The organism is Dactylosporangium thailandense (assembly GCF_059739745.1).
On sequence record NZ_AP029195.1, the window covers coordinates 3,732,594 to 3,757,763 of the forward strand.

Below are 25,170 nucleotides of genomic sequence, written 5' to 3' on the forward strand. Positions count from 1 at the left end.
TGTGCAGAGGTTACTTCTTCTTCTTGTTCTTCTTGTCCTTCTTCGACTTCTTGGACTTCTTCGCCATGGGAATCACCTCCAGGGGCTCGGCAACGACACAGACACTACGACCAAACCGGCGGTGAACAAAGGGTTTCACCAAGATTTCAGGAAGCCCTCAGGTAGGCACTTTTCGTCCACATTGGACTTCTCAACGGCAAACCGCTTCCGTCGTACCGCATGTGCCAGCGCCACCAACTGTTCATCTGTATTCGATACACTTCTCGTGAAATGAGGTGAGCATGACTGCACCGAACACGGTGAGAAATTACTACGCACCCCGTCGTGTGGCGCAGGCCGCACTCACGCGGGAGGCGATCGCGGCCGCGGCCGAGCGTCTCTTCGCCCGGCACGGCTACGCCGGCACGACCATCGCGGCCGTCGCGGAGGAGGCCGGGGTCACACCGAAGTCGGTCTACGCGCTCGCCGACAAGCCGGGCCTGCTGCTGCTCGCGGTGCGCCGCGGCGAGGCGGCGCCGGGGCCGGAGGACACCGCGGGCGCGCTGCTGCGGCGGTATCCTCTTGAGCGGGCCTTCGAGGAGGCGGCGCACGCCGAGCCGGTGCTGCGCGAGGCGTGGCGGCGGCACGAGCGGGCCCGCCGCGCGCGGCTCAAGACGCTCGTGCGCGATGCCGCGGAGGCCGGGCGGCTGCGGCCCGGGCTGACGGTGGGGCGGGCCACGGACACGCTCTGGGCGCTGGTCACGTGGCACACCGTGGCGCTGCTGGTGGAGCAGCGCGGCTGGGGCCGGGCCAAGCTCGCCGCCTGGCTCGACCAGCTCATCGAGACGACACTGGGCGGGCCGGCCGCGACCGCGGCCGGCCCGCCCGCATGAGCACGGCTGGGCGCGGGCTCAGCCCGGCAGCTTGCCCGCGCCCGCGTTCTTGGTGACGAGCCCCGGCACGCTCGCCGCCGGGTCCAGGCCCGCGCGCAGGGTCGGGGTCCAGCCGGCGTCGGTCGCGATGTCCGGGTCGAACGCCGCGTTGTACTCGTCGAGCAGGTTCACCGCGACGATCGGGCCGGTGCCGACCCGGGCCAGGGTGCCCTTCTCCGTCATCCGCGTGCCGCCCCAGTTGTAGACGAACGCGTTGAGCGGGGTGTCGGCGCTGCGGAGCACGAAGTTGTTCTCGGCGTACACCTGCGACTGCACCCCGACGCCGATCGCGTAGACGAAGGTGTCCTCGTCGGTCGCGTAGTAGTAGTTGTTGTACACGTCCACCTGCCCGAAGCGCACCCGAGGCACCCGCTGGCCGAGGTTGGCGAACCGGTTGTGGTGCAGCGAGACGCGCAGCTTGCCCACGTCGACGCCCGGGGTGTTCGTCGAGCCGATCAGCATCGTCTTGTCGTGCTCGAACAGGTTGTTGTACGACACCGTCACGTAGTCGGAGCCCTTGATGATGTCCGCCGCGCCGTCGTGCACCTGGTACGGCCGGCCGAGGTAGACCGGCTGGTTGACGTCCTGGTTGGCGCCGTCGGTGAACGAGTTGTGGTCGAGCCACACGTTCGTCGCGCCGCTGAGCGTCACGCTGTCGTACAGCGAGTTCCAGTTGCCGGTGTCACCGTCGGTCGGCGACCAGGTCGGGAAGCAGTCGTAGGCGTCCTCGAAGGCCACGTTGCGGATGATCACGTTGTTGACGTTGGTGAGCAGCAGGTTGCCGCCCTTGATCCGGGCATTGCGCAGCCCGTAGATCGTCGTGTTCGCCCCGACCTCGATCTTGACCTTGAGGCCCTGGTTCTTCGCCGAGCGCACCCGGGCGTCCTCCAGCGGGCCGGTCGGCGCCACCCGGCCCCAGGTCGCCGGGTCGTAGGCGGCGAGGAACGCCTGCAGGTCGTACTCGGGGTCCGCGTAGTCGGCGCAGCCGCGCCCCTCGTTGGCGTCGATCGTGGCCGCGACCAGCACGATCTTCGGCGCGCTGCCCGCCACCGCCGCGGCGAGCTCGTCGCGGGTGCGCACCACGAACACGTGCGCGTCGTCGGCGGCCGAGCCGCCCGTGGTGCCGGCGCCCGCCGAGCCCCAGCCGTCGCCCGCGGCCAGGACGGCGCGCGCCTGGGCGGGCACCGCCGGGGGGCCGGCCTTGACCTGCCCGGCGTTCGCCTGCGCGGCGACGACCGCCCCGGCCACGACCAGCCCGGCCACCGTGGCGGCGGTGAGACCGGCCCGGATACCTACGTGCATGCAGTCCTCCAGGATTCAGGAAAGCGCATTCCTGGGACCACGGTGGCACCGGCGCTACGGCGAGTCAACGCGTGGCGTTTGCAGGTTTGTTGCAGTCGTCACTTCCGGCGGCCGTGGGTCGGGCCGGCGGTAAGGGGCATTAGAGGGTTGCACCATGACCGCCGCCGCCCCGGCCGCCCGCCGGTTCGCCGCCCTGCGCAACCGCGACTGCCGCCCGTACCTCTTCGGTGCCGCGCTGTCGATGATGGCCGACAACGTGGAGCACGTGATCACGTACTGGGTGCTGTGGCAGAAGTTCCACTCCGAGGCGCTCGCGGGCTTCCAGGTGATCAGCCACTGGGTGCCGTTCCTGCTGTTCTCGGTGTGGTTCGGCGGGCTCGCCGACCGCTACGACTGCCGCCGGGTCATCCAGGTCGCCCAGGCGCTGTTCATGCTGGTCTCCCTGCTGTGGGGGATCCTGTTCATCACCGACACGCTGCAGATCTGGCATGCCTGTGTACTGCTGGTGCTGCACGGCATGGCGGGGTCCCTGTGGGGCCCGGGCGAGCAGCTGATGCTCCACGACTTCGTCGGCGACGAGGACCTCGTCTCGGCGGTCCGGCTCAACGCGACCTTCCGCAGCCTCGGCGTGCTGTTCGGCCCCGCGGTCGGCTCCGGGCTGCTGCTCTGGCTCGGCCCGAAGGCGGGCATCCTCACGAACATCGCGTTCTACCTGCCGCTGACGCTGTTCCTGTTCCGCACCAGGTTCACCGGCCACACCCGCCACGGCCGGCCCGCGGCGCAGCGCGTCGGGCTGCTGGACACCGTGAAGGTCCTGCGCAAGGTGGCGAGCGACCACACCCTGATCAGCATGATCATCCTGGCCGGCCTGGCGTCGTTCTTCGTCGGCACCGCGATGCAGGCGACGATGCCGAACTTCGCCGAGGACCTGAGCCCGGGCAGCACGGACGTGTACGGCATCCTGCTCTTCGCCGCCGGCGCGGGCGGCGTGGTCGGCGGCCTCCTGCTCGAGGCGACGGGCTGGTTGCGCCCGACGGTCCGCGCGGCCGTGGTGACGACGCTGGTGTACGGCCTGAGCAGCCTCCTCTTCGCGGTCGCCGGCAACCTGTGGCTGGCCGTGGCCCTGCTCTTCATCGGCGGCGTGGCCAACCTGGCGTCGATGTCGATCGGCCAGACCGTGACCCAGCTGCTGGCCCCGCCGGCCGAGCGCGGGCGGGTCATCGGGGTCTACAACGTGTCGTCCGCGGGCCTGCGCGCGGGCAGCGGCGTGACGGTGGGCGTGCTGGGCCAGGCGATCGGCGTGCACTGGTCGCTGGCGCTGAGCTCGGCCGCCCTGTGCGTGGGCACGGGCCTGGCCGCGCTCTACACCCGCCACGGCCACCGGGTACCCGCGATCGAGTAGTCGCTCCGCGCGTTATGTCGGGCGCTCCGCACCGCGACATAACGGATTTTTCGCCTGCCGGGGTATTTGCCCCGATTCCGTGGGAACCGGCGCGCACCCGCACGGCACCGCCCCGCCACTCTTCTGTCGGGCGATCGGCCCGATGTAATCCCCGACGGCGTTACAACGACCTGAAGGGGGGCCGCCGCACATGAGTGGTGGTGGACACGCGGCGAAGGCCGGCGCGCACGCCAAGCACAAGAAGGGCGGCCACGAGGAGGAGGAGCACGAGAACCACGAGCGGTGGCTGGTGTCCTACGCCGACATGATGACCCTGCTCATGGTGCTGTTCATCGTGCTGTTCGCGATCTCCCAGGTCGACCAGAAGAAGTTCGCCGAGCTCAAGAACGGCCTCGCCGTCGGCTTCGGCAACCCCTCCGTCGCCTTCAACGGCGGCGAGGCCAGCCTCATGGAGTCCTCCGACTCCAACAGCCCGATGGACCTCTCCTCCGGCATCGGCGGCACCACCTCCGACGCCACCGCCGTCCAAGACGCCGTACAGGCCAAGGAACGCTCCGACGCCTCCAAGCGCCAGGCCGCCGCCGCGGCCGAAATCCAGAGCTACGAGAAAATCAAAGCCGAGATCACCGCGGAACTGACCAAACAAGGCCTCCAGGACCAGGTCAAATACTCCGTCGACGAACGCGGCCTCGTCGTCACCATCGTCACCACCGGCATCGTCTTCAACGGCAACGAGGCCAACCTCCTCACCGCCGGCAAACAGATCATCGACAGCGTCGGCCCCGCCATCGCCGCCCTGCCCAACAAGATCGAAGTCGACGGGCACACCAACCAGCTCTCCGGCGGCACCGGCACCTACCCCTCCGGCTGGGAACTGTCCTCCGCCCGCGCCTCCGCCGTCGTGCGCATGCTCCACACCGACGCCGGCATCGCCGACAACCGCCTCCTCGCAACCGGCTACGCCGACACCAAACCCCTCTACCCCACCACCGACCCACGCGCCGAAACCCTCAACCGCCGCGTCGAGGTCATCGTCCTGTCCAACCTACCGGCCGACACCCGGGCGCTGCTGCCCTCGGCTTCAACGAACTGAGGAGCGCGCAATGGCGAAGGACGAGAAGGCCGCCGAGGAAACCCCCGCAAAGGGCGGCGGCAAGAAGAAGCTCATCATGATCGTCGCGATCGCCCTGGTCGCGCTGATCGGCGGCGGCGTCGGCGGCTACATGATGTTCGCGCCGAAGAAGGCCGCGGCCGAGCCGGCCCCGACCCCCGGCGTCGTCTCCGTGCTCGACGCGATCACCATCAACCTCGCCGACGGGCACTACCTCAAGCTCAAGATGACCCTGCAGGCCACCACCGAGGCCGCCGAGGCCCCGGACGGCTCCAAGGCCCTCGACATCGCGATCAGCCTGTACAGCGGCCGCAAGATGGACGAGCTGATGTCGAACGCGGAGCGCGACCGGACGAAGAAGGAGCTCGTCGAGAAGGTCGTGAAGGCCTACACGGTGGACAAGAAGAAAGAGGTCATGGACATCTACTTCACCACGTTCGTGATCCAGTAGGACCGATACAGGAGGCCGCCCCCGGGGCGGCCTCCTGCCGCCGTGTCCGGAGGCTGTGGAGGGCGCCTTCGATGAGCAGGCCCAGGCGCGGTCGGGCGCGGCGGTCGCGGCCGGCCGGGCTCAGCGGACGGGGATCAGGGTGAACAGCGTCCGGCCCTGGTCGTCGCGCCAGGACTGGGTGCCGTCCGCGTTCGCGTCGAGCCGCGGGTATTCGGCACGGACCGCGTCCGCGGGGCCGTTGCCGGACACGAGGAGGTAGCGCACGTGGTGGCGCTTCGGGTCGGCCAGGATCTCGGCGAAGTCGCGGTCGGAGTTGATGACGAACTGCCGGGGCTTCCGGCTGGCCAGGATGATCGCGTAGGAGTAGGCGGAGTCGGTCAGGACGGCGCCGTCGGGCAGGTCCAGCGCGTCGATCGCGGCGCTGATGTGCAGGTTCAGCCCGGCCAGGTACTGCGTGTGCCGCGCCCCGTCGGCGTTGAGGAACGCCGACTCCTCCCGGGCCAGCCTGGTGTCGGTGAGCGTGTGCACCGTGACCGGCACCGCCGCCGCGAGCGCCAGCAGCCCCGCGGTCAGCGCCAGGACGCGTGGCAAACGCCGGGGCGGCGGTGCGGATCGCGCGGGCGGCGAGGTCAGCAGGATCGCGACCAGCAGCACCAGCAGCGGCACCACGGTGATCTGGAACCGCAGCCAGCCGAAGGAGCTGCCCATCAGGAAGGCCAGGTTGTCGAAGAGCAGCACCGAGCCGAGCACCGCCAGCGGCGCCAGCGACCGGACGTCGCGGCGGCGGATGGCCACGACCGCGACCACGAGCAGGACCAGCGGGACGAGCGGCTGCAGTCCGAGCATCTGCTGCAGCGCATAGCCGAGCCGGTCGCCGAGGGTCGAGCCGGTCATCGAGTCGATGTCGGTGCGGTTGGCCGCGACCTGGGCGGCGTTGCCGTACTCCGAGGAGAACGTCGGGAACCACTGGTGGTCGACGATCTTGCAGCAGGCCGCCCACAGTCCGACCGCCAGCATGGGCGGGAGGATCGCCAGCATGGCGTCGGTGAGCGCCAGGCCGCCGCTGCGCGTGCGCCACCAGCTCACGACGAGCACCGCGACGGGTGCCGCCAACGCCGGCGCGAGTGCCTCGTAGCGCGAGGCGTACGCCAGCGCGAGGGCGGCGCCGAGCGAGACGAGCCGCTCGGGCCGGTCTTCGGCGAACCATCGCAGCAGGCTGCGGGTGGCGAGCAGGAGCGTGCACAGGAACAGCGCTTCGCTCATGCCGTTGCCGGCGTACAGCAGCACCATCGGGTGCAGGCCCAGCAGCGCGGTCAGCGTCAGCCGGGTGGCCCGGTTGAGCCCCAGGCGGCGCGTGATGTCGTAGCAGACGGCGACCGAGGTCGCCGCGAACAGCGCCGAGCACACCCCGGCGACCAGGCCGTCCATGGTCAGCGTCGGCACCAGGGGGGCGAGCGGCAGCAGGGGCAGCAGCACCAGCGACGGCAACGGGTTCCACACGGCCCCGACCGCCGCGAGGTGCGGGTCGCGGCTGAACAGCGTGTAGTACCCGTTCGCCGACCGGCTGATCGCGTCCTGGGGAACGAGGTGCCGGCTCGACAGCCACCATGCCACGGCGATGTAGACGGCCAGCGCCGCGGCGAACACGAGCCGGGTCTCGGTGACGCGGGGCCGCCGTGGCCGGGGCCGGGGAGCCGGGGCGATCTCCCCGCGCCGGCGCAGGTCACTTGCCATCGGCGGGCGTCTTCGACAGGTGCAGCCCGTGCGTGGTCTTCTCCCAGTACGACGGTCTGAGCAGCAACTGCAGTCCAGCCTTGGCGGCGGCGATGCTCATCATCACCCAGTACACCGGCGAGATCAGCGCGGACCACAGCAGGTTCGGCCGGTTCATCTGCCGTGCGACGAGCACGTTCAGATAGATGACGGTGATGTTGCCCAGCACCATGCACAGCAGGCCGAGGTAGTACACCGGCGCGACGAACAGCTGCTGGATGATCGCGGGGCGGGCCACCATCCACAGGATCGTCATCGCCCAGAACACGGGGTTGAGCATGGCGGTCAGCGGTGTGCCGCCGACGAAGGCGTTGAGGCACAACAGGCCACGCCAGCCCAGCTGCCGCCAGGTTTCCCGGGGCGAGCGCATGTGGACCAGCCAGGTCATGAGATACCCCTTGTACCAGCGGCTGCGCTGCTTGACCCAGTTGATGAAGTCGGAGTTGGCCTCCTCCAACGTCACGGTGTGCAGCACACCGACCTGGTGGCCCAGGCGGGCCAGCCGCATGCCGAGGTCGGCGTCCTCGGTCACGTTGAACGGGTCCCAGGCGCCGAGCGTGCGCAGCGCCTCGGCGCGGAAATGGTTGCTGGTGCCGCCGAGCGGGATCGGCATCCTGAGCGCGACCAGTCCGGGCAGCAGGGACCGGAACCAGCAGGCGTACTCGAGCGTGAACCAGCGGGTGATCCGGTTCTGGTAGGTGTTGAAATAGCCGAGCTCGGCCTGCAGGCAGGTGTACGCCGGGCCGAGCCGGGCCAGCGCGACCGCGGCCCGGCGCAGCTGGAGCGGCTCCGGCCGGTCCTCGGCGTCGAAGATGGTGACCAGTCCCCCGCGGGCCAGCTGCAGACCGTAGTTGCACGCCTTGGGCTTCGTCTGGGGCTGCGATTCCGGCACGATCACCACCTGGACGTGCGAGTCCGGTGGCAGCTGCGCGCGAGCGGCCGCGATCGTCGTCTCGTCGGCCTCCTCCAGCAGCAGTTTCACGTCGAGCTTGGCGACCGGGTACTCCAGGCCGGCGAGGTGCTCCATCAACAGATGGATCACCTCGGGTTCCCGGTACGCGGGCACGAGCACGGTGTAGACGGGCAGTTCGTCGTCGGGCACCGCCCGGGCCTCCTCGTCGCTGACCCAGACCCGGTGCTCCTGCCGCCCGGCGGCCCAGACGAGCGCGATCCGGAAGGCGATGGCGCCGCCGTACACCAGGATGATGAAGCCGATGATGACCTGGAGCGCGGCGATCGGCGCCCACCCCAACGCCGCGACCACGATCGACGCGCTCAGACCGAGCGCCACCTTCTGGGCCCGGCTCAGCACCACGTGCGCGGACAGGGCCGGCCACAGCTTGCGCAGCCCGTGGATGCTGACCGCCAGATGCTTCGCCTCACTCGCTGAAGGCGTGCTCAGCGTGCGACTCGTCGCCGTCACCGGTGCGGTCCCTTCCATACGGTTTCGGTGCGTGTGGTCATGGCCTCAGCTGATCGCCGACAGCAACGGCGATCCTGGGAACCCCAGGGCCAGCGCGACCACGGTGAGCGCGGCCAGAGCCAGCCGGCCCCTCGGCACATAGTGCACGCCATCAGCGCGAGGCATCGCCACATCGCGCAACCATGCGAAGGTGAAACCGGCGACGGTCAGGGTCAGCGCAAGGTCCGACGTCGCCGGCGGCCGGCGGTCGAGCAGCCCGGCCAGGGCACCGACGAGCGCCACCGCGGCGACGGCGATCGGGGCCCGCACCAGCAGCCGGCGGCTCAGGCCGTAACAGCTCAGCCCGGCCAGCATCAGACACAGCACCGCGCTGAGCGCGGGTGCGCCGCCGACCGGCCCGAGCAGGCGCGCGAGTCCGGCCGGTGCGGCCTCGTTCGCGGCGAGCAGCGGCAGCACCAGCGCCCACCGGAGCCTGGCGGCGGTGCGGGTGCCGAGCAGCAGCACGGTCGCGCCCGCGAGGTAGCACACCATGGCGAGCGTCGCCCAGGTCGCCAGCCCGATCGAGGACTTCTCCGCCGAGGCCTCCAGCCCGAGTTCGAGGGCGCCCACGCCGGGCTTGGCCGGCGTCAGGCCGGCCAAGGTCACCGCGGCCACCAGCAGGACCGTGGCGATCAGCCCGTCGACCTGCCGGTCGTGCACCTTCGGCTCGGCCGGCGACGGCGCCAGCCGCTCCGCGAGGAATACCCCCGCCGCCGCGAGCGGGACGAGCAGCGAGACGTGCTGGCCGTGGGCGAATCCGCGCCAGACGGCGAGCGCGACGGCCGGGAAGGCGGCCAGGGTCAGCAGCAGCACGAGGACGATCCGGGTCGGCACCGACCGGCGCCCGGTGACCGCGACTCGGCGGATCGCACCCGCGACCGCGCCGTCCCGCTCGCCGTACACCCACCGGCTGGTCGCCACGTACCGCAGGACGAACACCACGCCGATGCCGATCGCGTTGGCGATCAGCAGGTGCAGGCCGAGGCCCTGCACGAGACCGGCGAGGACGGCCAGGTGCACCGGCGCGAGGCAGTTGTTGATCAGCCAGAAGCGGCCGAACCGGCGGTGCACCTGCCGCTCGGAGGCCGGCATGACGAAGCGGTCGACGACGAAGAAGTTCCAGGTGATCGCCGCCTGGGTGGACAGGACCGCGGCCAGCAGGTACGGCAGGTGCAGCAGGCCGCTGAGGGCCCACAGCACCGCCGAGTTGACCAGGACGCCGGTGGCGCCCGCGCCGGCGAACGCCAGGGCCCGCCCGAAGCCCGGCCCGGGCCGGGCGGCTGCGCTCAGCCGCAGCCCGGCCAGGTGACGGCCGAACCGGAGTCCCTCCCGCGCCGACGCCTTGCTGGCGCCGGCCTCGCGCGCCTCGAACGTGTACGGCACCTCGCGGACCCGGTCGATGCGCGCCCGGACCAGGATCTCGAGCAGGATCTTGTAGCCGACCGGCCGCAGGTCGACGTGCCTGACCGCGTCGCAGCGCACCGCGAAGAAGCCGCTCATCGGGTCGGAGACCGCCGCCAGGCGACGCGGGAAGGCGATTTTCGCGACGGCCCCCGAGGCCCGGGACGCCAGGCGCCGGAACCGTCCGTCGAGGCCGCGGGCGGCGCCGTCCCCGGTGTACCGGCTGGCGACGACCACGTCGACCGGCCGGCCGTCGGCGGTGGAGCCGGCCCGGGCGGCGGCCATGATCTCCACCAGCACTTCCGGCGGGTGCTGCAGGTCGCCGTCCATGACGATGGCCCACGGCGCGCGGGCGCTGGCGATGCCGGCGGACACGGCGCCGCCGAGGCCACCGGCGCGCGCCCCTTCGGGCCGGTGCAGCAGCCGCACGTCGGGGCCCGGCTCGCCCATCGCCGAGCGGACGGCCTCGGGCGTGTCGTCGTCGCTGTCGTCGACGAACACCACCTCGGCCCGGACCTCGCCGAGGGCCGAGCGCAGCCGGTCGAGCAGCGGTCCGACGTTGCGCGCCTCGTTGCGGGTGGGAATCACGATCGTGAACTCGGGCCGGGCGGTGAGCACGACCGTCGGAGCATCGTCCGGTCCGACATCGGCCGGGCTGCCGTTCGTAGTGGTCACAGGCGTGTCTGGCGGTAGGAGACGGATGCGGTCACGAAGGCCTCGTAGTATTCGATGACGATGGTGTGCTGGCCGGCATTGAGCGTGACGTCGGCGGTGTAGGTGGTCGGGCCCTGGTCGACCCAGCCGTTGATCTGGACGGCGCCGTCGACCAGCACCCTTATGCCGTCGTCGGCGGTGACGGTGAGCCGGTAGGTTCCGGCGGCGAGACTCTCGGTCTTCGTCCAGCGCGCCGAGAACTCGTCGACCGGGATCCCGGGTGCCGGGGAGCCCTCGCCCCAGTTGAACGCGACCACATCGTCGTTGCGGGTCACCGCCGGCGTGCCGGACAGCGTCGGGTTGGCGAAGTACTCGCCCTTGAACTGGGCCGGTGGGGTGGCCGGGCCATCGGTCTGGCGGTAGCTGAGCCGGGCGACCGCGCCGACGAACGCCTCGTAGTACTCCAGGACGATCGTATGGGTCCCCTCGGTAAGGGCAAGGGTGACCGTGTGCGGCTCCGGGCCCTGGTCAACCCAGCGGTCCAGCACCAGTGCACCGTCGACGTAGAGCCGCGCACCGTCGTCGCTGACCACCGTGAACTCGTAGGTGCCGGCGGCGATCTGGGTCGTCTTGGTCCAGCGGGCCGAGAACTGGTCGGCCGGGATCGCCGGGTCCGGCGAGCCGGTACCCCAGTCGAAGTCGAGGGCGTCGTCGAGCCGGGTCACGGCCGCAACGCCGCTGAGGGTCGGGTTCGCGAAGTATTCGGCATGCCAGGGATCGTCCGGCGTGACCGCACCGATCCGGGTGTACGCGAAGGACACCTGGGCGCCGACCTCGTGCTCGTAGTACTCGACGCGGATCGTGTGGGTGCCGGCGAGGAGGACCTTGTCGACCGAGTAGGGCGCGTCCTGGTCCTGCCAGCGGTCCAGGATCAGCGCGTTGTCGACATAGACGCGGATGCCGTCGTCGCTGACGCCGCTGAACCGGTAGACGCCGTCGGCGAGCGTGTCGGTCTTGGTCCACCGGGCGACGAAGTTGTCCGCGTTGATCGGCGCGCCGGGTGAGCCGGCGCCCCAGTCGAACGCGATCGTCTGGTCGGTGCGGGTCAGGTCGGCCGCGCGGTCCGGGATCGCCGGCGTGGTGCTGTTCCAGAACTCCGCGGTGTACGACGCGGGCTGCGGCGGGTCGCCGACCTTGGCGTACACCAGCCGGATCTGCGCGTCACCGGCGTTCTCGTAGTAGTCCAGCACGATGTCGTGCGGCCCGCCGTCGAGCGTCACCTGCGCCGGGAACTCGGTCCGTGGATGGTCGGTCCACTGGTCGATCACCCGCACGCCGTCCACGGAGAGCCGTACCCCGTCGTCCGCGGTCGCGGTGAAGGTGTACACGCCGGGTTCCAGCAGGACGGTCCGCTTCCAGCGCGCGGCGAAGTGGTCGGGGGTGATGGCCGGGTCGGGCGAGCCGGCGGCCCAGTCGTGGCTGAGGTCGTCCTCGCTGCGGCTCAGCGTCGGTGGGCCGCTCGGGATGGTCGGTGAGCTGCCGGTGCCGGGTGTGTTCCAGTACTGCGCGGCCCACGCCTGGTTGGGCTGGTCCGGCGTGCTGTCCCAGAACAGCTTCGCGACCGCTGCGGCTCCGCCGTCGTAGAACTCCATCCTGATGGCGTGGTCGCCGGCCGTGAGGTCGGTCGAGTAGTCGTGCTCGGTGCCGGCCTGGTCGTGCCACTCGTCGATGACCAGCTTGTCGTCGATGAACAACCGGACGCCGTCGTCGGTGACGGTGGTGAACTTGTAACGCCCGGCCGCGAAGTACTGCGACTTGGTCCAGCGGGCCGAGAACTGGTCGGGCGTGACGCCCGGGCCGGGCTCGTCCGGCCAGACGAAGTCGATGAGCGGGTCCTGCCTCGTGAGGGCCGGGGTGCCGGTCAGCGTGGTGTTCGAGAAGTACTGTGCGGCGAAGGTGCCCGACGGCGCATAGTTGGCCGTATATGTGGTGTCGTTCTCCGGTGTGGTGATCACGTGCCGGACCGTCTTGCCGTCGGACCAGCTCACGAAGTGGTAGACGGTGCCGTCGGCGGCCTGCACCAGGGGCTGCGCGGCGAGTTCCCGCTGGAACCCGCGCACGCCCTGGACCGTGTACGGCGTGGTGATCGGGATGCCGTCGAGGTCCAGCCCGAGGCCGGGCGGCGAGGTCTGGAAGGTCAAGGTGGACTTGAGCGGGTTGATCCGGACCGACTTCGTGTCGGACAGCCCGTTGGTGTCGGTGGCCGTCACGAGGATCTCGTACCAGGTGTCGGCCGACGGCTCGCCGGTCCGCGGAATGGTGAAGGAGCCGACCCGGCCGGTCAGCGGCCCGAGAAACGGGTGGAAGTGGGTGCCGTGGTGCAGCCGCACCTCGGTCTTGATGCTCGCGTCGTTGAGGTCGAAGCCGGCCGCGTCGGTGGCGAAGGCGTTGTAGGTGACGGTGTCGCCGGCGCGGTACGTCGAGCCGTCGGCCGGCACCGCGACCCGCAGGGTCGGCGGCACACCGACCTGCACCACGAGCGGCACCGCGGTCGAGGAGTGCCCCTGCCCGTCGGAGACGGTGAGGTTGACCTGGTAGACGCCGACGGTGTCGAAGACCTTCGTCGGGTTCGCCTCGCCGCTGCCGGTGCCGTCGCCGAACGACCACTGGTACGTCAACGGGTCACCGTCCGGATCGCTGCTGCCCGCGCTGGAGAAGTGCACGGTCAGCGGGTTGGTCCCCTTGAGCACGTCGGCGCCGGCGTTGGCGGTCGGCTGCTGGTTGCCGGCGTCGTAGCCGATCCGGTACAGCCGGCCCGGGTAGTAGGTCAGGTAGTACAGCGAGCCGTCCGGCGCCTCCTTCAGGTCGACCACCGCGCCGGCGGCCGCGTCGAAGTCGTGCACGGCGGTGACCTTGCCGGCACCGTCGAGGTCGGCGCGCTTGATGAAGCCCTTGGCGTAGTCGCCGAAAAAGAGGCTGCCCCGGTACTCGGGCGGGAACATCGTGCCGCGGTACACCGGCCCGCCGGTGACGGCGGCACTCTGCCCGTCGTGCGGATAGGTGTAGATCGGGTCGACGAAGCCGGCACAGTTGCTGGTGCAGGCGCCTTCATGCAGCGGCCAGCCGTAGTTGCCGCCCTTGACGATGTGGTTGACCTCCTCCCAGGAGAAGTCGCCGACGTCGCCGCCGTACAGCTCACCGGTGGCCCGGTCGAACTGGAACCGCCAGGGGTTGCGGAATCCGTAGGCCCAGATCGCGCCGAGCTTGCCGGGCTGGCCGTAGAACGGGTTGTCCGCCGGAATGGACCCGTCCTTGTTGATCCGCAGGATCTTGCCGTGCGGGTTGCTCAGATCCTGCGCATTCGGCGGATACCCATTGTCGCCGACGGCGAAGTACAGCTTGCCGTCCGGCCCGAACCGGATACTGCCGCCGACGTGCAATTCCTGCGACGGTGACTGCGTCTGGAAGATCAGAAACGGCCCCTGCGTGCCGACATCGGTGGAAGCGTCGAAGCGGACCAGCCGATTGAGCAGGTCCAGACCGGTGTAATAGAAGTACACATAGAAGTTGTCGACGCCGAATCCGGGGTCGAAGGCGACACCGATCAGGCCCCGGTCGCCCGAGCCGACGGACGGCAGCTCCGCGAACGGCTGGGCCAGCAACTGCCCATTCTTGAAGATCTTGATCTTTCCGGTGCGCTCGAGGATGAAGATCCGGCCGTCGGGCGCGATCTCGAAGCCCGACGGCCCGTCGAGACCGGACCCGGCCACGAGCGAGGTCTGGAAGCCGGGTGGTGGCGCCGCGCGCAGCGGCTTGGCCGGCACGCTCACGGCGACGGTGGCGGCCAGCACGGACAGGACCAGCGCCACGGCGCGAATCACCGCATGCCGGCGCCGGCGGGATTTGCCGATCATCACGCTCGCGTTCCCCTCCAGGGCAGATGTCTGGCCGTTCGTCGCATCCGCGAAGCACACTCGAAAATGGCGCGAAAGGGCCGGCCAATGCGATTGGTGAGTGTGATTGGAAAGCAATCAGGCGTCGCACGGACGACCGACGATGCGGCGATTACGCGGACCGATCGTAACCGACGGAATGCTTGGCATGACACCTTGGAGCGATAGACGCCGAGGGTGGGATTAGCACAACGGGACAATCACCCGGCTCCGAGGTTTACCGGGTGTCCAATGCTGAAAGTCATCACCCCGCCGGGGCGCAGGCGATGCGGCCGACCGCGAGCCGGCCGCCGCGACCGGCTGGTCCCACGGCGCCGGTGCGCGGGGCCACCACTGGCGTTGCGCATCGCCGCGGAGCACCAGCATCGACAGCGCCTCGGCGCCGACGCCGAGGCGCTGTCGAGGCGCTTAGGGCAGGGTCCACTGCTGGTTGGCGGCCCCGGTGCAGGACCAGATCTGCAGCTGGGTCCCGTCCGCGGAGCTCGGGCCGGTCGCGTCGAGGCACTTGCCGAGCGCGACCAGGCCGCCGTTCGCCCCGGCCGACCACTGCTGCGCGGCCGTGCCGTTGCAGTCGTACAGCTGCACCTTCGTCCCGTTCGCGGAGCTCGCCGCCGCCACGTCCAGGCACTTACCGAGCGCGCGTACGGTGCCGTCGGTGCCGATCGTCCACTGCTGCGCGGTCGTGCCGTTGCAGGTGTAGAGCTGGATCTTCGTGCCGTTCGCGGAGCTCGCCCCGGCGACGTCGACGCACTTGCCGCCGTAGCCGGTGATCTGCCCGGTCCGGGTGGTCGGGGTGCCGCTGTCGGCGCCGGCCCACAGGTAGGTGCCGACGGTCTTCGCGGGCAGGGTGCTCGCGACCTGCTGGGCGCCGACCCGCAGGGTGAACGCCTGGTTGCCCGAGGTCTGGTTGACCACGACGGCGACCAGGGTGCCGTCGGGGTTGCGGAAGGCCACGTTGGTGACGCTCCCGGTGGAGCCGTAGCCGGTCGACACCCGCTGGGCGCCCGCCTGCACGAACTTCGAGAACTGGGCGACCATGTTGTAGTCGGGCAGCGCCCAGAACGTGTCGCGGTTCGTGGTGCTCTGCACGAGCATCGTCGGGTCGGGCGAGCCGGACCAGCGCTCGGGCGAGCGGTTCTGGTCGAGCATGCTGACCCAGCCCTCGTAGAGGGTCGCGGAGTTGCGGAAGTACTGCACGATCCGGTCGGCGCCCGCGGTACCCCAGACGGAACGCTCGGTCATGAGCACGTCCTTGTCCGGGTAGCTCGCCTTGACCGTGGCCATCGCCGAGGGGTCGCCGGCGTAGTCGTGGAAGGCGATGCCGTCCACCGAGCCGTAGGCGTCGCTGTGCGCGGAGGCGCTGCCGAGGACCCCGGCCGCATACGACACGCCCTCGCTGAAGTTGTGGTCGAAGGCCCAGATCTTGACGGTACCGAGCGAGGCCGAGGACAGCTCGGTGCGCAGCGCCTTCGCCAGCTGCCGCTCCTGGTCCGCGCTCACGAGCATGCCCGGGTAGTCGGCCGGCGAGAACAGCGGCTCGTTCTGCAGGGTGAGCGCGTAGATGGGGATGCCCTGCGCGGCGTACGCCTGGACCGCGCGCCGGTAGTACGTGGCGAGCGTCGGGATGTAGGTGCTGTTGAGGCTGCCGCCGATGATGTTGTTGCTGGTCTTCATCCACGGCGGCGCCGACCACGCGCTCGCGAAGATCTTGAGGTTCGGGTTGATCGCCAGGGCCTGCTTGAGCGTGGCGATGATGTTGTAGTCGATGTCGCGCTGGATGGAGAACCGCGACAGCGACGGGTCGGCGGCCCCGTCGTCGTAGGTGTAGAAGTCGTGCGAGGTGAAGTCGCTGGTGCCGAAGGTGATGCGGGCGACGTTGAAGCCGGCGCCGGCGGCGGGGTCGACGAGCGCGCGCAGCGCCTTGTCGCGGCCGGCCGCGCTCATGCGCGACAGGTTGAAGATGGTCGACTCCTCGAGGGAGGAACCAACCCCCAGGATGCTCTGGTACCGCGTGTTCGTGTCGGCGGTGATGGTGGCGCTCCCGGTCGCGGCGGTGATCGGGAGGTCGCTCTGGCGGGACAGCTGGTACGGGGTGCCGGCGAGGCCGGTGGCGGGGCTGGTGTACCAGTTGCCGTTCTTCGGCTCGTAGCCCGCGGTGCGGGACTCGGAGCTCCAGTAGACCTGCACGCTGGTGGCCGCGGCGGATGCGGGCACCTGGGCGTAGGTGAGCACGGCGGCCGCGGTGGCCGCCACGAGCAGTGCAGACAGTGGCCGGGTTGGGACCATGTGCACGCCTCCTTAACTTCAAGACTTGTATTAAGCCCCGGCCAAAAGGGACTGTCAATGTTCCTAACAGATAACGGGCCCGGCCCGGCCGTGGAAAACTCGGCTCATGCTCCTCGCGGCGATCCCGTGCGCCCTGGCGGCGGCGTGCGGCTACGGCGCGGCCACCGCCCTCGAGCACGCCGCGGCCTCGGCCGGCACCTGGCGCGACCCGCGGTGGCGGCTCGGCATCGCGCTGGACGGCGTCGCGGTCCTGCTGCACGCGACCGCCCTGGCCACCGGGCCGGTCGTGCTCGTCCAGCCGTGCCTGGTGCTCGCGCTGCCGGTGTCGCTGCTGGTCGCGTGGCGCCTGGGCTCGGCCCGGCCGAGCGGCGTGCAGTACGGTGCCTGCGCCCTCATCATCGCGGGCCTGGCCGCGTTCTTCGCGCTCGTCGGCGACCCCGGCGACGCGGACCCGCCGCGCCTGCGCACGACCGTGCTCACCGCGGCCACCCTGCTCGTCGCCGGCACCGTGGTGCTGCGCGCGGCCCGCCGCTGGAGCGCCCGCGCCCGGGCCACCGCCCTCGGCCTCGTCGCCGGCTGCTGCGCCGGGCTCGCGGCCGTGCTGCTCGACGCGGTCGCGGCCGCCTGGCACCAGCTCGGCCGGGGTGCGTTCACCGACGCGGACGCGATCGTGGCCGCGGTCCTGCTGGCCCCCTCCGCGGCCGCGAGCTTCGTCCTGCTGCAGCTCGCGTTCGCCGCCGAGGGTCTGGGCGTCGGCTACCCCGCGGACCTGATCGCCAACCCGATCACCGCGGTGCTGCTCGGCGCCCTGCTGCTGCACGAGGAGATCCCGCACTCCCCACGGGACGTCGCCGTCTTCACCGTGTGCGCGCTCGCCGTCGTCCTCGGCGTGGTGCGCCTGGCCGCGCGGCGGCCCCCGGTGCCGGCCTGACCCCCGGTGCCGGCGTGACCGCTCAGGCGGCGGGCACCGCCGCGGACAGCCGGCGGCGCACGCCGAGCGCGGCGACGACCAGGAGCCCGACCAGGCCGAGGCGGACCGCGAGCACCGGGATCATCCACGCCAGCCGCTCGGCGAAGCGGCCGTCGCCGATGGGGCCGGTGTGCGGCAGCGCGAGCGTCGCCGCGATCGTCACCGCGATCCCGAGACGCCACGCGACCGCCGGCCCCGTGCGCGCGACGGCGCCGTGGTCGCGGGCGGGAATATAGCCCAACCGGTTCAGGCGTGCAGGACCCTTTCGGCCGCGGCCGGGATCGTCGCGCGGTCGTACTCGAAGAACTGCCGCAGCGCCTCGGGGCCCGCCGTGCGGCCCCACTGGTAGATGAGCCGCTGGGTCTCCATCGAGCCGTCGTGCCAGCGGCGCAGCACGTCGTGCAGGTTCAGCGGCGACGGGGACGCCTCGCCGTCGCCGAGCAGGTACGCCAGCCGCGTGACCGCCTCCTCCGGCGTCACCTCGCCGCGCTCGACGCCCTCCATCACCTCGTAGCAGGCCTCGAACTGGGCCTGGGCCACGGGCAGGTCCGGCGCGAACGAGCCGGGCACCGGGCCGCCGTGCAGGCGCTCGAACAGCGTGTCGTCGCCGGTCTCCAGGTAGCGGTAGTAGGTGCCCGCGATCCGGATGACGCCCAGGTTCCAGGCCAGGTACCACATCTTCGACCACGCCCGCCACAGGTCGAAGTCGCGGAAGGCGATGTAGGAGCCGGCGATGAGCTTGTCGTTGTTCTCCAGGATGTTCTGGTTGAGCGTCTCCAGGTAGGCGAACCGCTCCGCGCCGAAGTCCCCGTCCTCGCGCGCGGCGAGGTAGCGGGGCACGAACGCCTCGATGACCGCCATGGTGTTGGCCATGCCGCGGCTGAACAGGGCGTCGATGGCGCCCGCGGCGTGGCTCATGAGGACCCAGCGGTCGCCGACGGTCTGCCTGGAGGAGAACTGGGTGCGGCCGGTGGAGATCCAGCGGAACGCGGGCTCCGCGCCCTCGAACTGGCGGGCGACGGCGGGGTACCGCGACAGGAACTCGGCCCATTCCTGCTCCGGCGTCACCCCGTCGGGCTTCGGGAAGCGCCTGGTGTCCAGGCTCAGCCCGACGCTGACGAGGTCGGACTCGGAGCCCTCGTGGTTGTCGAACGGGATCACCCACAGCCAGCCGCCGTCGAAGAGGTGGTGCAGGGTGCCCTCGTGCCACAGGCTGGGCTGGCCGCTGGACTCCTCGACCGCGTCGAAGGGCCGCACGCCCCGCATGTGCGTGAAGATGGTCCGCGAGTCGGTCCTGAACCGGCACGGCTCGTCGCGCAGGCCGAACCGGTCCGCCAGCACCGAGGTCCGGCCGGTCGCGTCGATGACGTAGTCCGCGGTGAACTCCTCGCCATCGTCCAGCTCGATCCGGACGAGGTCGCCGAAGTCGATCGACCGGACGCGCACGCCCTCACGGGCCACGGCGCCGTGGCGGACCGCCGCCTCGAACAGGTACTTGTCGATGTCGGCCCGCATGAGGTGCGACTCCGGGCCGAACGGGCCCTCCGACACCGAGCACTGCGTGACCTCGTACGGGTCGTGGTCGATGCCGGCCCGGTGGTACACGAAGCCGAAGTTCGTCTTGATGCCGCAGCGCCGGCTCGCGTGCTCGCGGATGCCGCCGCTGGTCGACACCTGCGCCAGCTCCGGCACGTCCCAGCGCGCGGCGAGCATCCGCAGCAGGAACGAGGTCTCGCCGATCGTCGACTCGCCGAGCGCGAACCGCGGGTGCCTCGCGGCGTCCACGATGCCGACCGACACCCCCTGCCGGGCCAGGATCGCCGCCACCGTGCTGCCGCCGATGCCACTGCCGAGCACCATCACTTCAACGTGCGTGGTCATACCAGCCCCCTCAGAGCATCAGCCGCCCCGCGCGGCCCCGGTGGAAGATGAGCGGCTCCCCGGATCCCAGCCGCAGGTCGTCGACCTCGGCCACGACCAGCCAGTGGTCGCCGCCGTCGTGCTCGGCGCGCACCTCGCAGCCGATCCAGGCGATGGCCTCGGGCAGCTCCGGAAGGCCGTTGCGACCGGCGCGCAGCCCGACGCCGTCGAACTTGCCGGCGTCGGAGCGGCCGAGCCGCCAGGCGAGGTCCTCCTGCTCGACCCGCAGCAGGTTGACGCAGAACCGGCCCGCGCGGCGGATCTGCGGCCAGGCCCGCGAGCGGCGGTCGATGCCCAGCGCGATCAGCGGCGGGGCCAGCGACAGGCTCATGAGCGCCTGCACGGTCATGCCCACCGGTCCGGCCCCGGCGTCGGCGGTGAGCACGCCCAGGCCGGTCGCGAAGTGGCCGAGCACGTGCCGGAAGTCGGCCTCGAGGGCCGGGTCGTGCACGCTCATCCGGCTTCCGTCCCCCGCTGGCGCGGCAGGCGCAGCGCCGCGCGCTCGCGGGAGTGCTCCACGCCCGCCTTCGCCTGCGCGGCGGCCATCGTGCGCCGGGTGAGCCCGTCGTGCTCAAGCTCGCGCGCGTCGGCGGCCAGCCGCGGCCGCAGCGCGCCGGTGAAGTGCGGCATGACGCGCCGGGCGAACAGCTCGTAGGAGCGCCGGGTCGCCTCCGGGTCGGCCAGGTCCGCGTGCTCGATGACGAACGTGCCGAAGCCGCCGCTGATCCGCAGCATCCGCTCGATGTGCTCGATCGCCATCTCCGGGGTGCCGATCACCGCGTGGCCGACCGTGTGCAGCACGTCCACCACCGCATCGGCGTCCTCCAGGTCGACGGGCACGTTCATGGGCAGAATCCGGCGGATGTACTGGATGTAGGACGGCAGTCCCCAGCGCACCTCCCGCCGCGCCTGCTCCTCGGTCTCGGCCAGATGCATCGGGCTCATCACCGACCAGCGGCGCCGGTCCAGGTGCCGGCCGAAGCGCTCCGCCCGTTCGGTGGCGATCTGCCAGGCGGTGGTCATCGGGTTCTCCGAGCCGAGCCCGAGGGCGGCCGAGGCGCCGAAGGAGAGCATCCCGGCCCCGAACCGCCCGGCCAGCCGCGGCCCGGACGGCGAGCGGAAGACGGCGACGCGGATGTCGAGGGGATCGGAGTACGGCGCCAGCTGCAGATAGCCGTCGCGCAGCTCGAACCAGTCGGTGGTGCGGCTGACCGGCCCGGCGAAGCGCAGGAGCTCGGTCATCGTCTCCAGCGACTCCTCCATCATCCGCCGCGCCTGCATCGGATCGTGGCCGATCATCGTGGAGTCCAGGGCGAGCGCGCCCGCGCCGACGCCGAAGATGAGCCGGCCGCGGGTCAGATGGTCGAGCTGGATGATGCGGTCGAGCAGGGTCAGCGGGTGGTGGTAGGACAGCGTGCTCACCCCGGTGCCGAGCCGGATCCGCCGGGTCCGCTGGGCCGCCGCGGCGATCATGAGCTCCGGGGCGGCGATGATCTGCCAGCCGCCGGAGTGATGCTCCCCGAACCAGAACTCGTCGTAGCCGAGCCGGTCACAGAGCTCGGCGAGCGCGAGATCGTCCTCGAGCTGCAGCGTCGGATTGTGCGTGGGCCGGTGGATCGGGAACATGAGCACCCCGAAGCCGATACGGCTCATGTACGGCTCTCCCCCGTCGGCCGGCACATTGGTCGATATTCACACTAACGATTGAATACGGCTCCGCCAACCACTCCTCGCCGGGCTCCCCGGCCCGTCAGCGCAGGCCGAGGCGGGACACCAGGCGCAGGGTGCGGGCGGCGACGGACATGCGGCGGGGGTACGACACGACCGCGGGCCGCCGCGCGACGCAGCGCATGAGCACCGCCACGGCGTCCTCGACGGTGATCTTCAGCGGCGTCGCCGGACCCTTGGCCAGCTTCGTGTCGACGAAGCCGAACCGCACCGCGGTGACCGCCACCCCGCGCGGGCGCAGCGCCTGACCGAGGCCGAGCAGGTAGGAGGTCAGGCCGGCCTTCGACGCCGCGTACCCCGGCGCGACCGGCGAGATGAGCACGTCGGAGAGGCTGGACAGGCCGATGAGGTGGCCGGTGCCGCGCGCCAGCATCCCGGGCACGACGGCCTCGGCGGTGAGCGCGGCCCCGAGCAGGTTGACCCGGATCGCGTCGGTCTGCCCCCCGAGCCGGTCGGCGTCGAACATCTCGCCGATCCCGGCCGCGTACACGCACAGGTCGACGGCGGCCAGGTCCCGCAGCACCGCCGGGTAGCCGGCCGCGCCGACATCGGCGACGAGATGCTCGTAGCGCTGGTGGGCCAGGCCCGACTCGCGGCGGGACACGCCGGCGACGTCCCAGCCGTCGTCGAGCAGCCGGCGGGTGAGGGCGAGTCCGATGCCGTCCGTGTTGCCGACGATGAGAGCGCGGGGCATCGCAGGAGTCTAGACGGAATAACCGCTTGCTCCGCGGCGCTAGGGTTGACGTAGTCAGCTTCGAGAGTGGAGGGAGACCGCCGTGCAGTACCGCACCGCCGTCGTCGTCCCCCGCTCGCTGCACGAGGTGATCCGCGTGTCCTCGTTGCTCCCGGTGCCCGCTCGCGCGGCGGCACTGGGCCGTCCTGTCCTGGGCTGAGCGCCCGGCGGGACGCAATCGCGCTGTCTGAGTCCACGTGACGAGCCCGAGGGGCAACAGTGCGCAACGAACTGCAACGCGTCCGCAACATCGGCATCCTGGCCCACGTGGACGCGGGGAAGACCACGACCACCGAGCGGATCCTCTTCGCCACCGGCGCGACGTACAAGCAGGGCGAGGTCCACGACGGCACCACCGTCACCGACTTCGACCAGCAGGAGCGCAACCGCGGCATCACCATCTTCGCCGCCGCCGTGAGCGTCGACTGGGACGGTCACCGGATCAACCTCATCGACACGCCCGGCCACGTCGACTTCGCCGACGAGGTCGAGCGGTCGCTGCGCGTGCTCGACGGCGCGGTCGCCGTGTTCGACGGCGTCGCCGGCGTGGAGCCGCAGAGCGAGTCGGTGTGGCGGCAGGCGGACCGCTACGGCGTGCCGAGGATCGCGTTCGTGAACAAGCTCGACCGGGCGGGTGCCGACCTCGGGGCCGCCGTGGAATCGATCCGGGACCGGCTCGGGGTCACGCCGCTGGTGGTGCAGGCCCCGATCGGCGCCGAGGGAGGCTTCGCGGGAGTCGTCGACCTGACGGGCCCCTCGGACCTCCCGCAGCGGGCCCGGCTGGTCGAGCAGGTCGCCGAGCTGCACGCGGGGGCGTTGGAGGAGTACGTCGAGACCGGCGACCTGAGCCCGGACACGCTGCGCCGGGCGCTGCGCGAGATCACCCTCGCCGGCGCCGGGGTCGTGGTGCTGTGCGGCTCCGCGTACCGGGACAAGGGCATCACCGAGCTGCTCGACGCGGTGGTGGCGTACCTGCCGTCGCCGCTGGACACCGCGGCCCCGGCCGATCCCGGGGCGCCGTTCGCGGCGCTGGTGTTCAAGGTGCACGCGGCGACGACCGGGCGGTACGCGTACGCCCGCGTCTACGCCGGCACCCTGCCCAAGGGCACCGACGTGCTGCTGTCCACCGCGGGGCGGCACGAACGCGTGTCGCGCATCCTGCACGTCCAGGCGGACCGGTACACCGACGTCGACCGGGCGGTCGCGGGCGACATCGTCGCGCTCGTCGGGCTGAAGCAGGCCCGCGTCGGCGAGACGCTGTGCGACCCGGCGCACCCGGTGGTCCTCGAGCCGCCGAGCCGGGCCACGCCCGTCGTCTCGGTCGCGGTCGAGGCCAGCAGCCGCGCCGACACCGGCCGGCTGGCGACCGCGCTGGCCCGGCTGGTCGAGGAGGACCCGTCGCTGGTCGTGCGGGTCGACGGCGAGACCGGCCAGACGCTGCTCAGCGGCCTGGGCGAGCTGCACCTGGAGGTGGCGGTGGAGAAGATGCGCCTGGCGAACAACGGGCTGCGGATCGCGGTCGGCCGGCCCCAGGTCGCCTACCGCGAGACGCTGGTCCGGGGCGTGAGCGGGTTCTACCACCGCCTGGTCAAGCAGGACGGCGGCGCGGGCCTCTACGCCCACGTGGCCATCGACGTGTCCCCTGTGGACGGTGAGGAGTTCGTGTTCGAGTCCACTGTGGTCGGTGGGCACGTGTCGAAGGAGTACGTGCGGGCGGTCGAGGCCGGCTGCCGCGACGCGCTCGCGGCCGGCCCGGTCGCGGGCTATCCGGTCACGGGCGTCAAGGTCACGCTCACCGACGGCAAGATGCACGACCACGACTCCTCCGACCTGGCCTTCCGGCTCGCCGGCCGGGAGGCGCTGCAGCTCGCCCTGCGCGAGTCGCGGATGGTGCTGCTGGAGCCGGTGGCCGAGGTGACGGTGACCGTGCCCGAGGACATGGTCGGCGGCGTGCTCGGCGACCTGCTGGCCCGCCGGGGCCAGGTCGGCGGCACGGCCGCCCGGGGCGCGACGGTCGTGGTGACGGCGACGGTGCCGCTGGCCGAGCTGTTCGGCTACGCCACGCGGCTGCGCAGCCGGACCCAGGGCCGGGGAGTGTTCACCACGCGCCCCGCCGGCTACGCGCCCGCGCCCTCGGGTGTGTTTGTTCGCTGACAGTACGGGTAACGGGCGCCTTTCATGCATTACCGTTGACGGTTTGATGGGAGGCGCCCGTGCTGCTCGCCGTGCTCGACGTCGGGTCGAACTCAGCCCACCTGCAGATCGTGCAGGCGCGTCGCGGCAGGCCTCCGCAGCTCGTGTACCGCCTGAAGGCCCCGACCCGCCTCGCCGAGGAGGTCCGGGCCGACGGCGCCCTCTCCCCCGACGGCGTGGATCGGGTCGTGGACGCCGTGTCGTGCACCGTCGAGGCGTATCGCCGGCACGCGGCCACCGACCTCATCCCCCTGGCGACGGCGACGATCCGCGATGCGACGAACAACGCCGAGATCCGCCGCCGGGTCCGCGAGGCGACCGGGGTGGAGCTGCGCTCGCTCAGCGGGGAGGACGAGGCCCGCGTGACGTTCGAGGCGGTCCGCCGCCTGCACGCGGCCGACGACGGGCTGTGGCTGCTCGACATCGGCGGCATGTCGATGGAGATCGCGGCCGGGGCCGGGGCCGAGCCCGACCTGGCGGTGTCGCTGCCGATCGGGGCCGGGCTGCTCACCCGCCGGTTCCTGCCCGAGCACCCGGCGCGGCGGGACGCGGTCGAGCGCGTCCGCCGGCACGTCCGCTCGCTGGTGAAGCCGGTGGCCCGGGAGCTGGGCCGGTCGCCGCGCCCGCGGCGGGTGGTCGGCACGTCCAAGACGTTCAAGCAGCTGGCCTGCCTCACGGGGGACCCGGAGCGGCTCGATCGGCGGGCCCTGCGCCGGTGGGTGCCGCGCCTGCGGTCGATGACCCCGCCGGAGCGCGCCGAGCTGCCCGGGGTCGCGGCGGCCCGCGCCCGGCAGCTGCTGGCCGGGGCGGTCACCGCCGTGACCGTGATGGAGGCGCTGGACCTGCGCACGCTGGACGTGTGCCCGTGGGCGTTGCGCGAGGGCCTGTTGCTGCGGCGGTACGCCGAGCTGCGCGGCTGA

18 protein-coding genes are annotated in these 25,170 nt (G+C 71.4%); 7 read left to right on the forward strand and 11 right to left on the reverse strand.

Features of this window, described 5'->3' with window-relative positions; all coding sequences use genetic code 11:
- Positions 1–326: 326 nt before the first annotated feature.
- The gene (locus AC6JBM_RS16805) at positions 327–872 is read left to right on the forward strand and encodes a TetR/AcrR family transcriptional regulator (RefSeq protein WP_497984523.1); all 546 of its coding nucleotides are present in this window, start codon (positions 327–329) and stop codon (positions 870–872) included.
- A gap of 18 nt (positions 873–890) precedes the next feature.
- Here AC6JBM_RS16805 and AC6JBM_RS16810 read toward each other — a convergent pair whose 3' ends face one another.
- On the reverse strand, positions 891–2,213 hold the full coding sequence (locus AC6JBM_RS16810) for a pectate lyase family protein (RefSeq protein WP_497984524.1): 1,323 nt from the start codon (positions 2,211–2,213) through the stop codon (positions 891–893).
- A 154-nt stretch (positions 2,214–2,367) separates the two neighbouring features.
- Between AC6JBM_RS16810 and AC6JBM_RS16815 the strand changes: the two genes are divergently transcribed.
- The 3 genes from AC6JBM_RS16815 (at position 2,368) to AC6JBM_RS16825 (ending at position 5,177) form a co-directional block, all read left to right on the forward strand.
- The gene (locus tag AC6JBM_RS16815) at positions 2,368–3,615 is read left to right on the forward strand and encodes an MFS transporter (RefSeq protein WP_497984525.1); all 1,248 of its coding nucleotides are present in this window, start codon (positions 2,368–2,370) and stop codon (positions 3,613–3,615) included.
- A 190-nt stretch (positions 3,616–3,805) separates the two neighbouring features.
- Entirely contained in the window at positions 3,806–4,708 is a 903-nt protein-coding gene (locus tag AC6JBM_RS16820; RefSeq protein WP_497984526.1) for an OmpA/MotB family protein, read from the forward strand.
- A gap of 10 nt (positions 4,709–4,718) precedes the next feature.
- A complete protein-coding gene (locus AC6JBM_RS16825) occupies positions 4,719–5,177 on the forward strand; it encodes a flagellar basal body-associated FliL family protein (protein WP_497984527.1) in 459 nt (152 codons plus the stop codon).
- Between the two features lie 120 nt (positions 5,178–5,297).
- On the opposite strand, the gene AC6JBM_RS16830 is transcribed toward AC6JBM_RS16825, so the two are convergent.
- From AC6JBM_RS16830 to AC6JBM_RS16850, 5 genes are all read right to left on the reverse strand, one after another.
- Positions 5,298–6,911, reverse strand: a complete 1,614-nt coding sequence (locus AC6JBM_RS16830; protein ID WP_497984528.1) for a glycosyltransferase family 39 protein — start codon at positions 6,909–6,911, stop codon at positions 5,298–5,300.
- Positions 6,901–8,373: a glycosyltransferase gene (locus AC6JBM_RS16835; RefSeq protein WP_497984529.1), complete on the reverse strand. Its 1,473-nt coding sequence runs from the start codon at positions 8,371–8,373 to the stop codon at positions 6,901–6,903. Before AC6JBM_RS16835 ends, AC6JBM_RS16830 begins: the two co-directional genes overlap by 11 nt.
- Positions 8,374–8,418: 45 nt before the next feature.
- The gene (locus AC6JBM_RS16840) at positions 8,419–10,488 is read right to left on the reverse strand and encodes a glycosyltransferase (RefSeq protein ID WP_497984530.1); all 2,070 of its coding nucleotides are present in this window, start codon (positions 10,486–10,488) and stop codon (positions 8,419–8,421) included.
- The gene (locus AC6JBM_RS16845; protein WP_497986478.1) at positions 10,485–14,381 is read right to left on the reverse strand and encodes a PA14 domain-containing protein; all 3,897 of its coding nucleotides are present in this window, start codon (positions 14,379–14,381) and stop codon (positions 10,485–10,487) included. The genes AC6JBM_RS16840 and AC6JBM_RS16845 overlap by 4 nt, the downstream gene beginning before the upstream one ends.
- 447 nt (positions 14,382–14,828) lie before the next feature.
- Positions 14,829–16,706: a ricin-type beta-trefoil lectin domain protein gene (locus AC6JBM_RS16850; RefSeq protein WP_497984531.1), complete on the reverse strand. Its 1,878-nt coding sequence runs from the start codon at positions 16,704–16,706 to the stop codon at positions 14,829–14,831.
- A 106-nt stretch (positions 16,707–16,812) separates the two neighbouring features.
- On the opposite strand from AC6JBM_RS16850, the gene AC6JBM_RS16855 reads away from it, so the two are divergent.
- Entirely contained in the window at positions 16,813–17,637 is an 825-nt protein-coding gene (locus AC6JBM_RS16855; protein WP_497984532.1) for a DMT family transporter, read from the forward strand.
- 22 nt (positions 17,638–17,659) lie between these two features.
- Here the strand turns inward: AC6JBM_RS16855 and AC6JBM_RS16860 are convergent, their stop codons facing one another.
- The 5 genes from AC6JBM_RS16860 to AC6JBM_RS16880 form a co-directional block, all read right to left on the reverse strand.
- Positions 17,660–17,917, reverse strand: a complete 258-nt coding sequence (locus AC6JBM_RS16860; protein ID WP_497984533.1) for a hypothetical protein — start codon at positions 17,915–17,917, stop codon at positions 17,660–17,662.
- 5 nt (positions 17,918–17,922) lie between these two features.
- A complete protein-coding gene (locus AC6JBM_RS16865; RefSeq protein ID WP_497984534.1) occupies positions 17,923–19,557 on the reverse strand; it encodes an NAD(P)/FAD-dependent oxidoreductase in 1,635 nt (544 codons plus the stop codon).
- 10 nt (positions 19,558–19,567) lie between these two features.
- Positions 19,568–20,053: a flavin reductase family protein gene (locus AC6JBM_RS16870; RefSeq protein ID WP_497984535.1), complete on the reverse strand. Its 486-nt coding sequence runs from the start codon at positions 20,051–20,053 to the stop codon at positions 19,568–19,570.
- Complete coding sequence (locus AC6JBM_RS16875) at positions 20,050–21,249, reverse strand: LLM class flavin-dependent oxidoreductase (protein ID WP_497984536.1); 1,200 nt, start codon at positions 21,247–21,249, stop codon at positions 20,050–20,052. The genes AC6JBM_RS16870 and AC6JBM_RS16875 overlap by 4 nt, the downstream gene beginning before the upstream one ends.
- A 97-nt stretch (positions 21,250–21,346) precedes the next feature.
- Entirely contained in the window at positions 21,347–22,018 is a 672-nt protein-coding gene (locus AC6JBM_RS16880) for an SDR family NAD(P)-dependent oxidoreductase (protein WP_497984537.1), read from the reverse strand.
- A 258-nt stretch (positions 22,019–22,276) separates the two neighbouring features.
- Between AC6JBM_RS16880 and AC6JBM_RS16885 the strand changes: the two genes are divergently transcribed.
- Positions 22,277–24,211, forward strand: coding sequence for an elongation factor G (locus tag AC6JBM_RS16885; protein ID WP_497984538.1), 1,935 nt, complete (start codon positions 22,277–22,279; stop codon positions 24,209–24,211).
- A 59-nt stretch (positions 24,212–24,270) separates the two neighbouring features.
- Positions 24,271–25,170 carry a Ppx/GppA phosphatase family protein gene (locus AC6JBM_RS16890; RefSeq protein WP_497984539.1) on the forward strand — a complete coding sequence of 300 codons (900 nt, stop codon included), beginning with the start codon at positions 24,271–24,273 and terminating at the stop codon, positions 25,168–25,170.

Bases quoted from the DNA above. Each gene is read 5' to 3' on its own strand.
- AC6JBM_RS16810 (WP_497984524.1), bottom strand. From the start codon at position 2,213: ATGCACGTAGGTATCCGGGCCGGTCTCACCGCCGCCACGGTGGCCGGG.
- AC6JBM_RS16815 (WP_497984525.1), top strand. From the start codon at position 2,368: ATGACCGCCGCCGCCCCGGCCGCCCGCCGGTTCGCCGCCCTGCGCAAC.
- AC6JBM_RS16820 (WP_497984526.1), top strand. From the start codon at position 3,806: ATGAGTGGTGGTGGACACGCGGCGAAGGCCGGCGCGCACGCCAAGCAC.
- AC6JBM_RS16825 (WP_497984527.1), top strand. From the start codon at position 4,719: ATGGCGAAGGACGAGAAGGCCGCCGAGGAAACCCCCGCAAAGGGCGGC.
- AC6JBM_RS16830 (WP_497984528.1), bottom strand. From the start codon at position 6,911: ATGGCAAGTGACCTGCGCCGGCGCGGGGAGATCGCCCCGGCTCCCCGG.
- AC6JBM_RS16845 (WP_497986478.1), bottom strand. From the start codon at position 14,381: ATGATCGGCAAATCCCGCCGGCGCCGGCATGCGGTGATTCGCGCCGTG.
- AC6JBM_RS16850 (WP_497984531.1), bottom strand. From the start codon at position 16,706: ATGGTCCCAACCCGGCCACTGTCTGCACTGCTCGTGGCGGCCACCGCG.
- AC6JBM_RS16855 (WP_497984532.1), top strand. From the start codon at position 16,813: ATGCTCCTCGCGGCGATCCCGTGCGCCCTGGCGGCGGCGTGCGGCTAC.
- AC6JBM_RS16865 (WP_497984534.1), bottom strand. From the start codon at position 19,557: ATGACCACGCACGTTGAAGTGATGGTGCTCGGCAGTGGCATCGGCGGC.
- AC6JBM_RS16870 (WP_497984535.1), bottom strand. From the start codon at position 20,053: ATGAGCGTGCACGACCCGGCCCTCGAGGCCGACTTCCGGCACGTGCTC.
- AC6JBM_RS16875 (WP_497984536.1), bottom strand. From the start codon at position 21,249: ATGAGCCGTATCGGCTTCGGGGTGCTCATGTTCCCGATCCACCGGCCC.
- AC6JBM_RS16880 (WP_497984537.1), bottom strand. From the start codon at position 22,018: ATGCCCCGCGCTCTCATCGTCGGCAACACGGACGGCATCGGACTCGCC.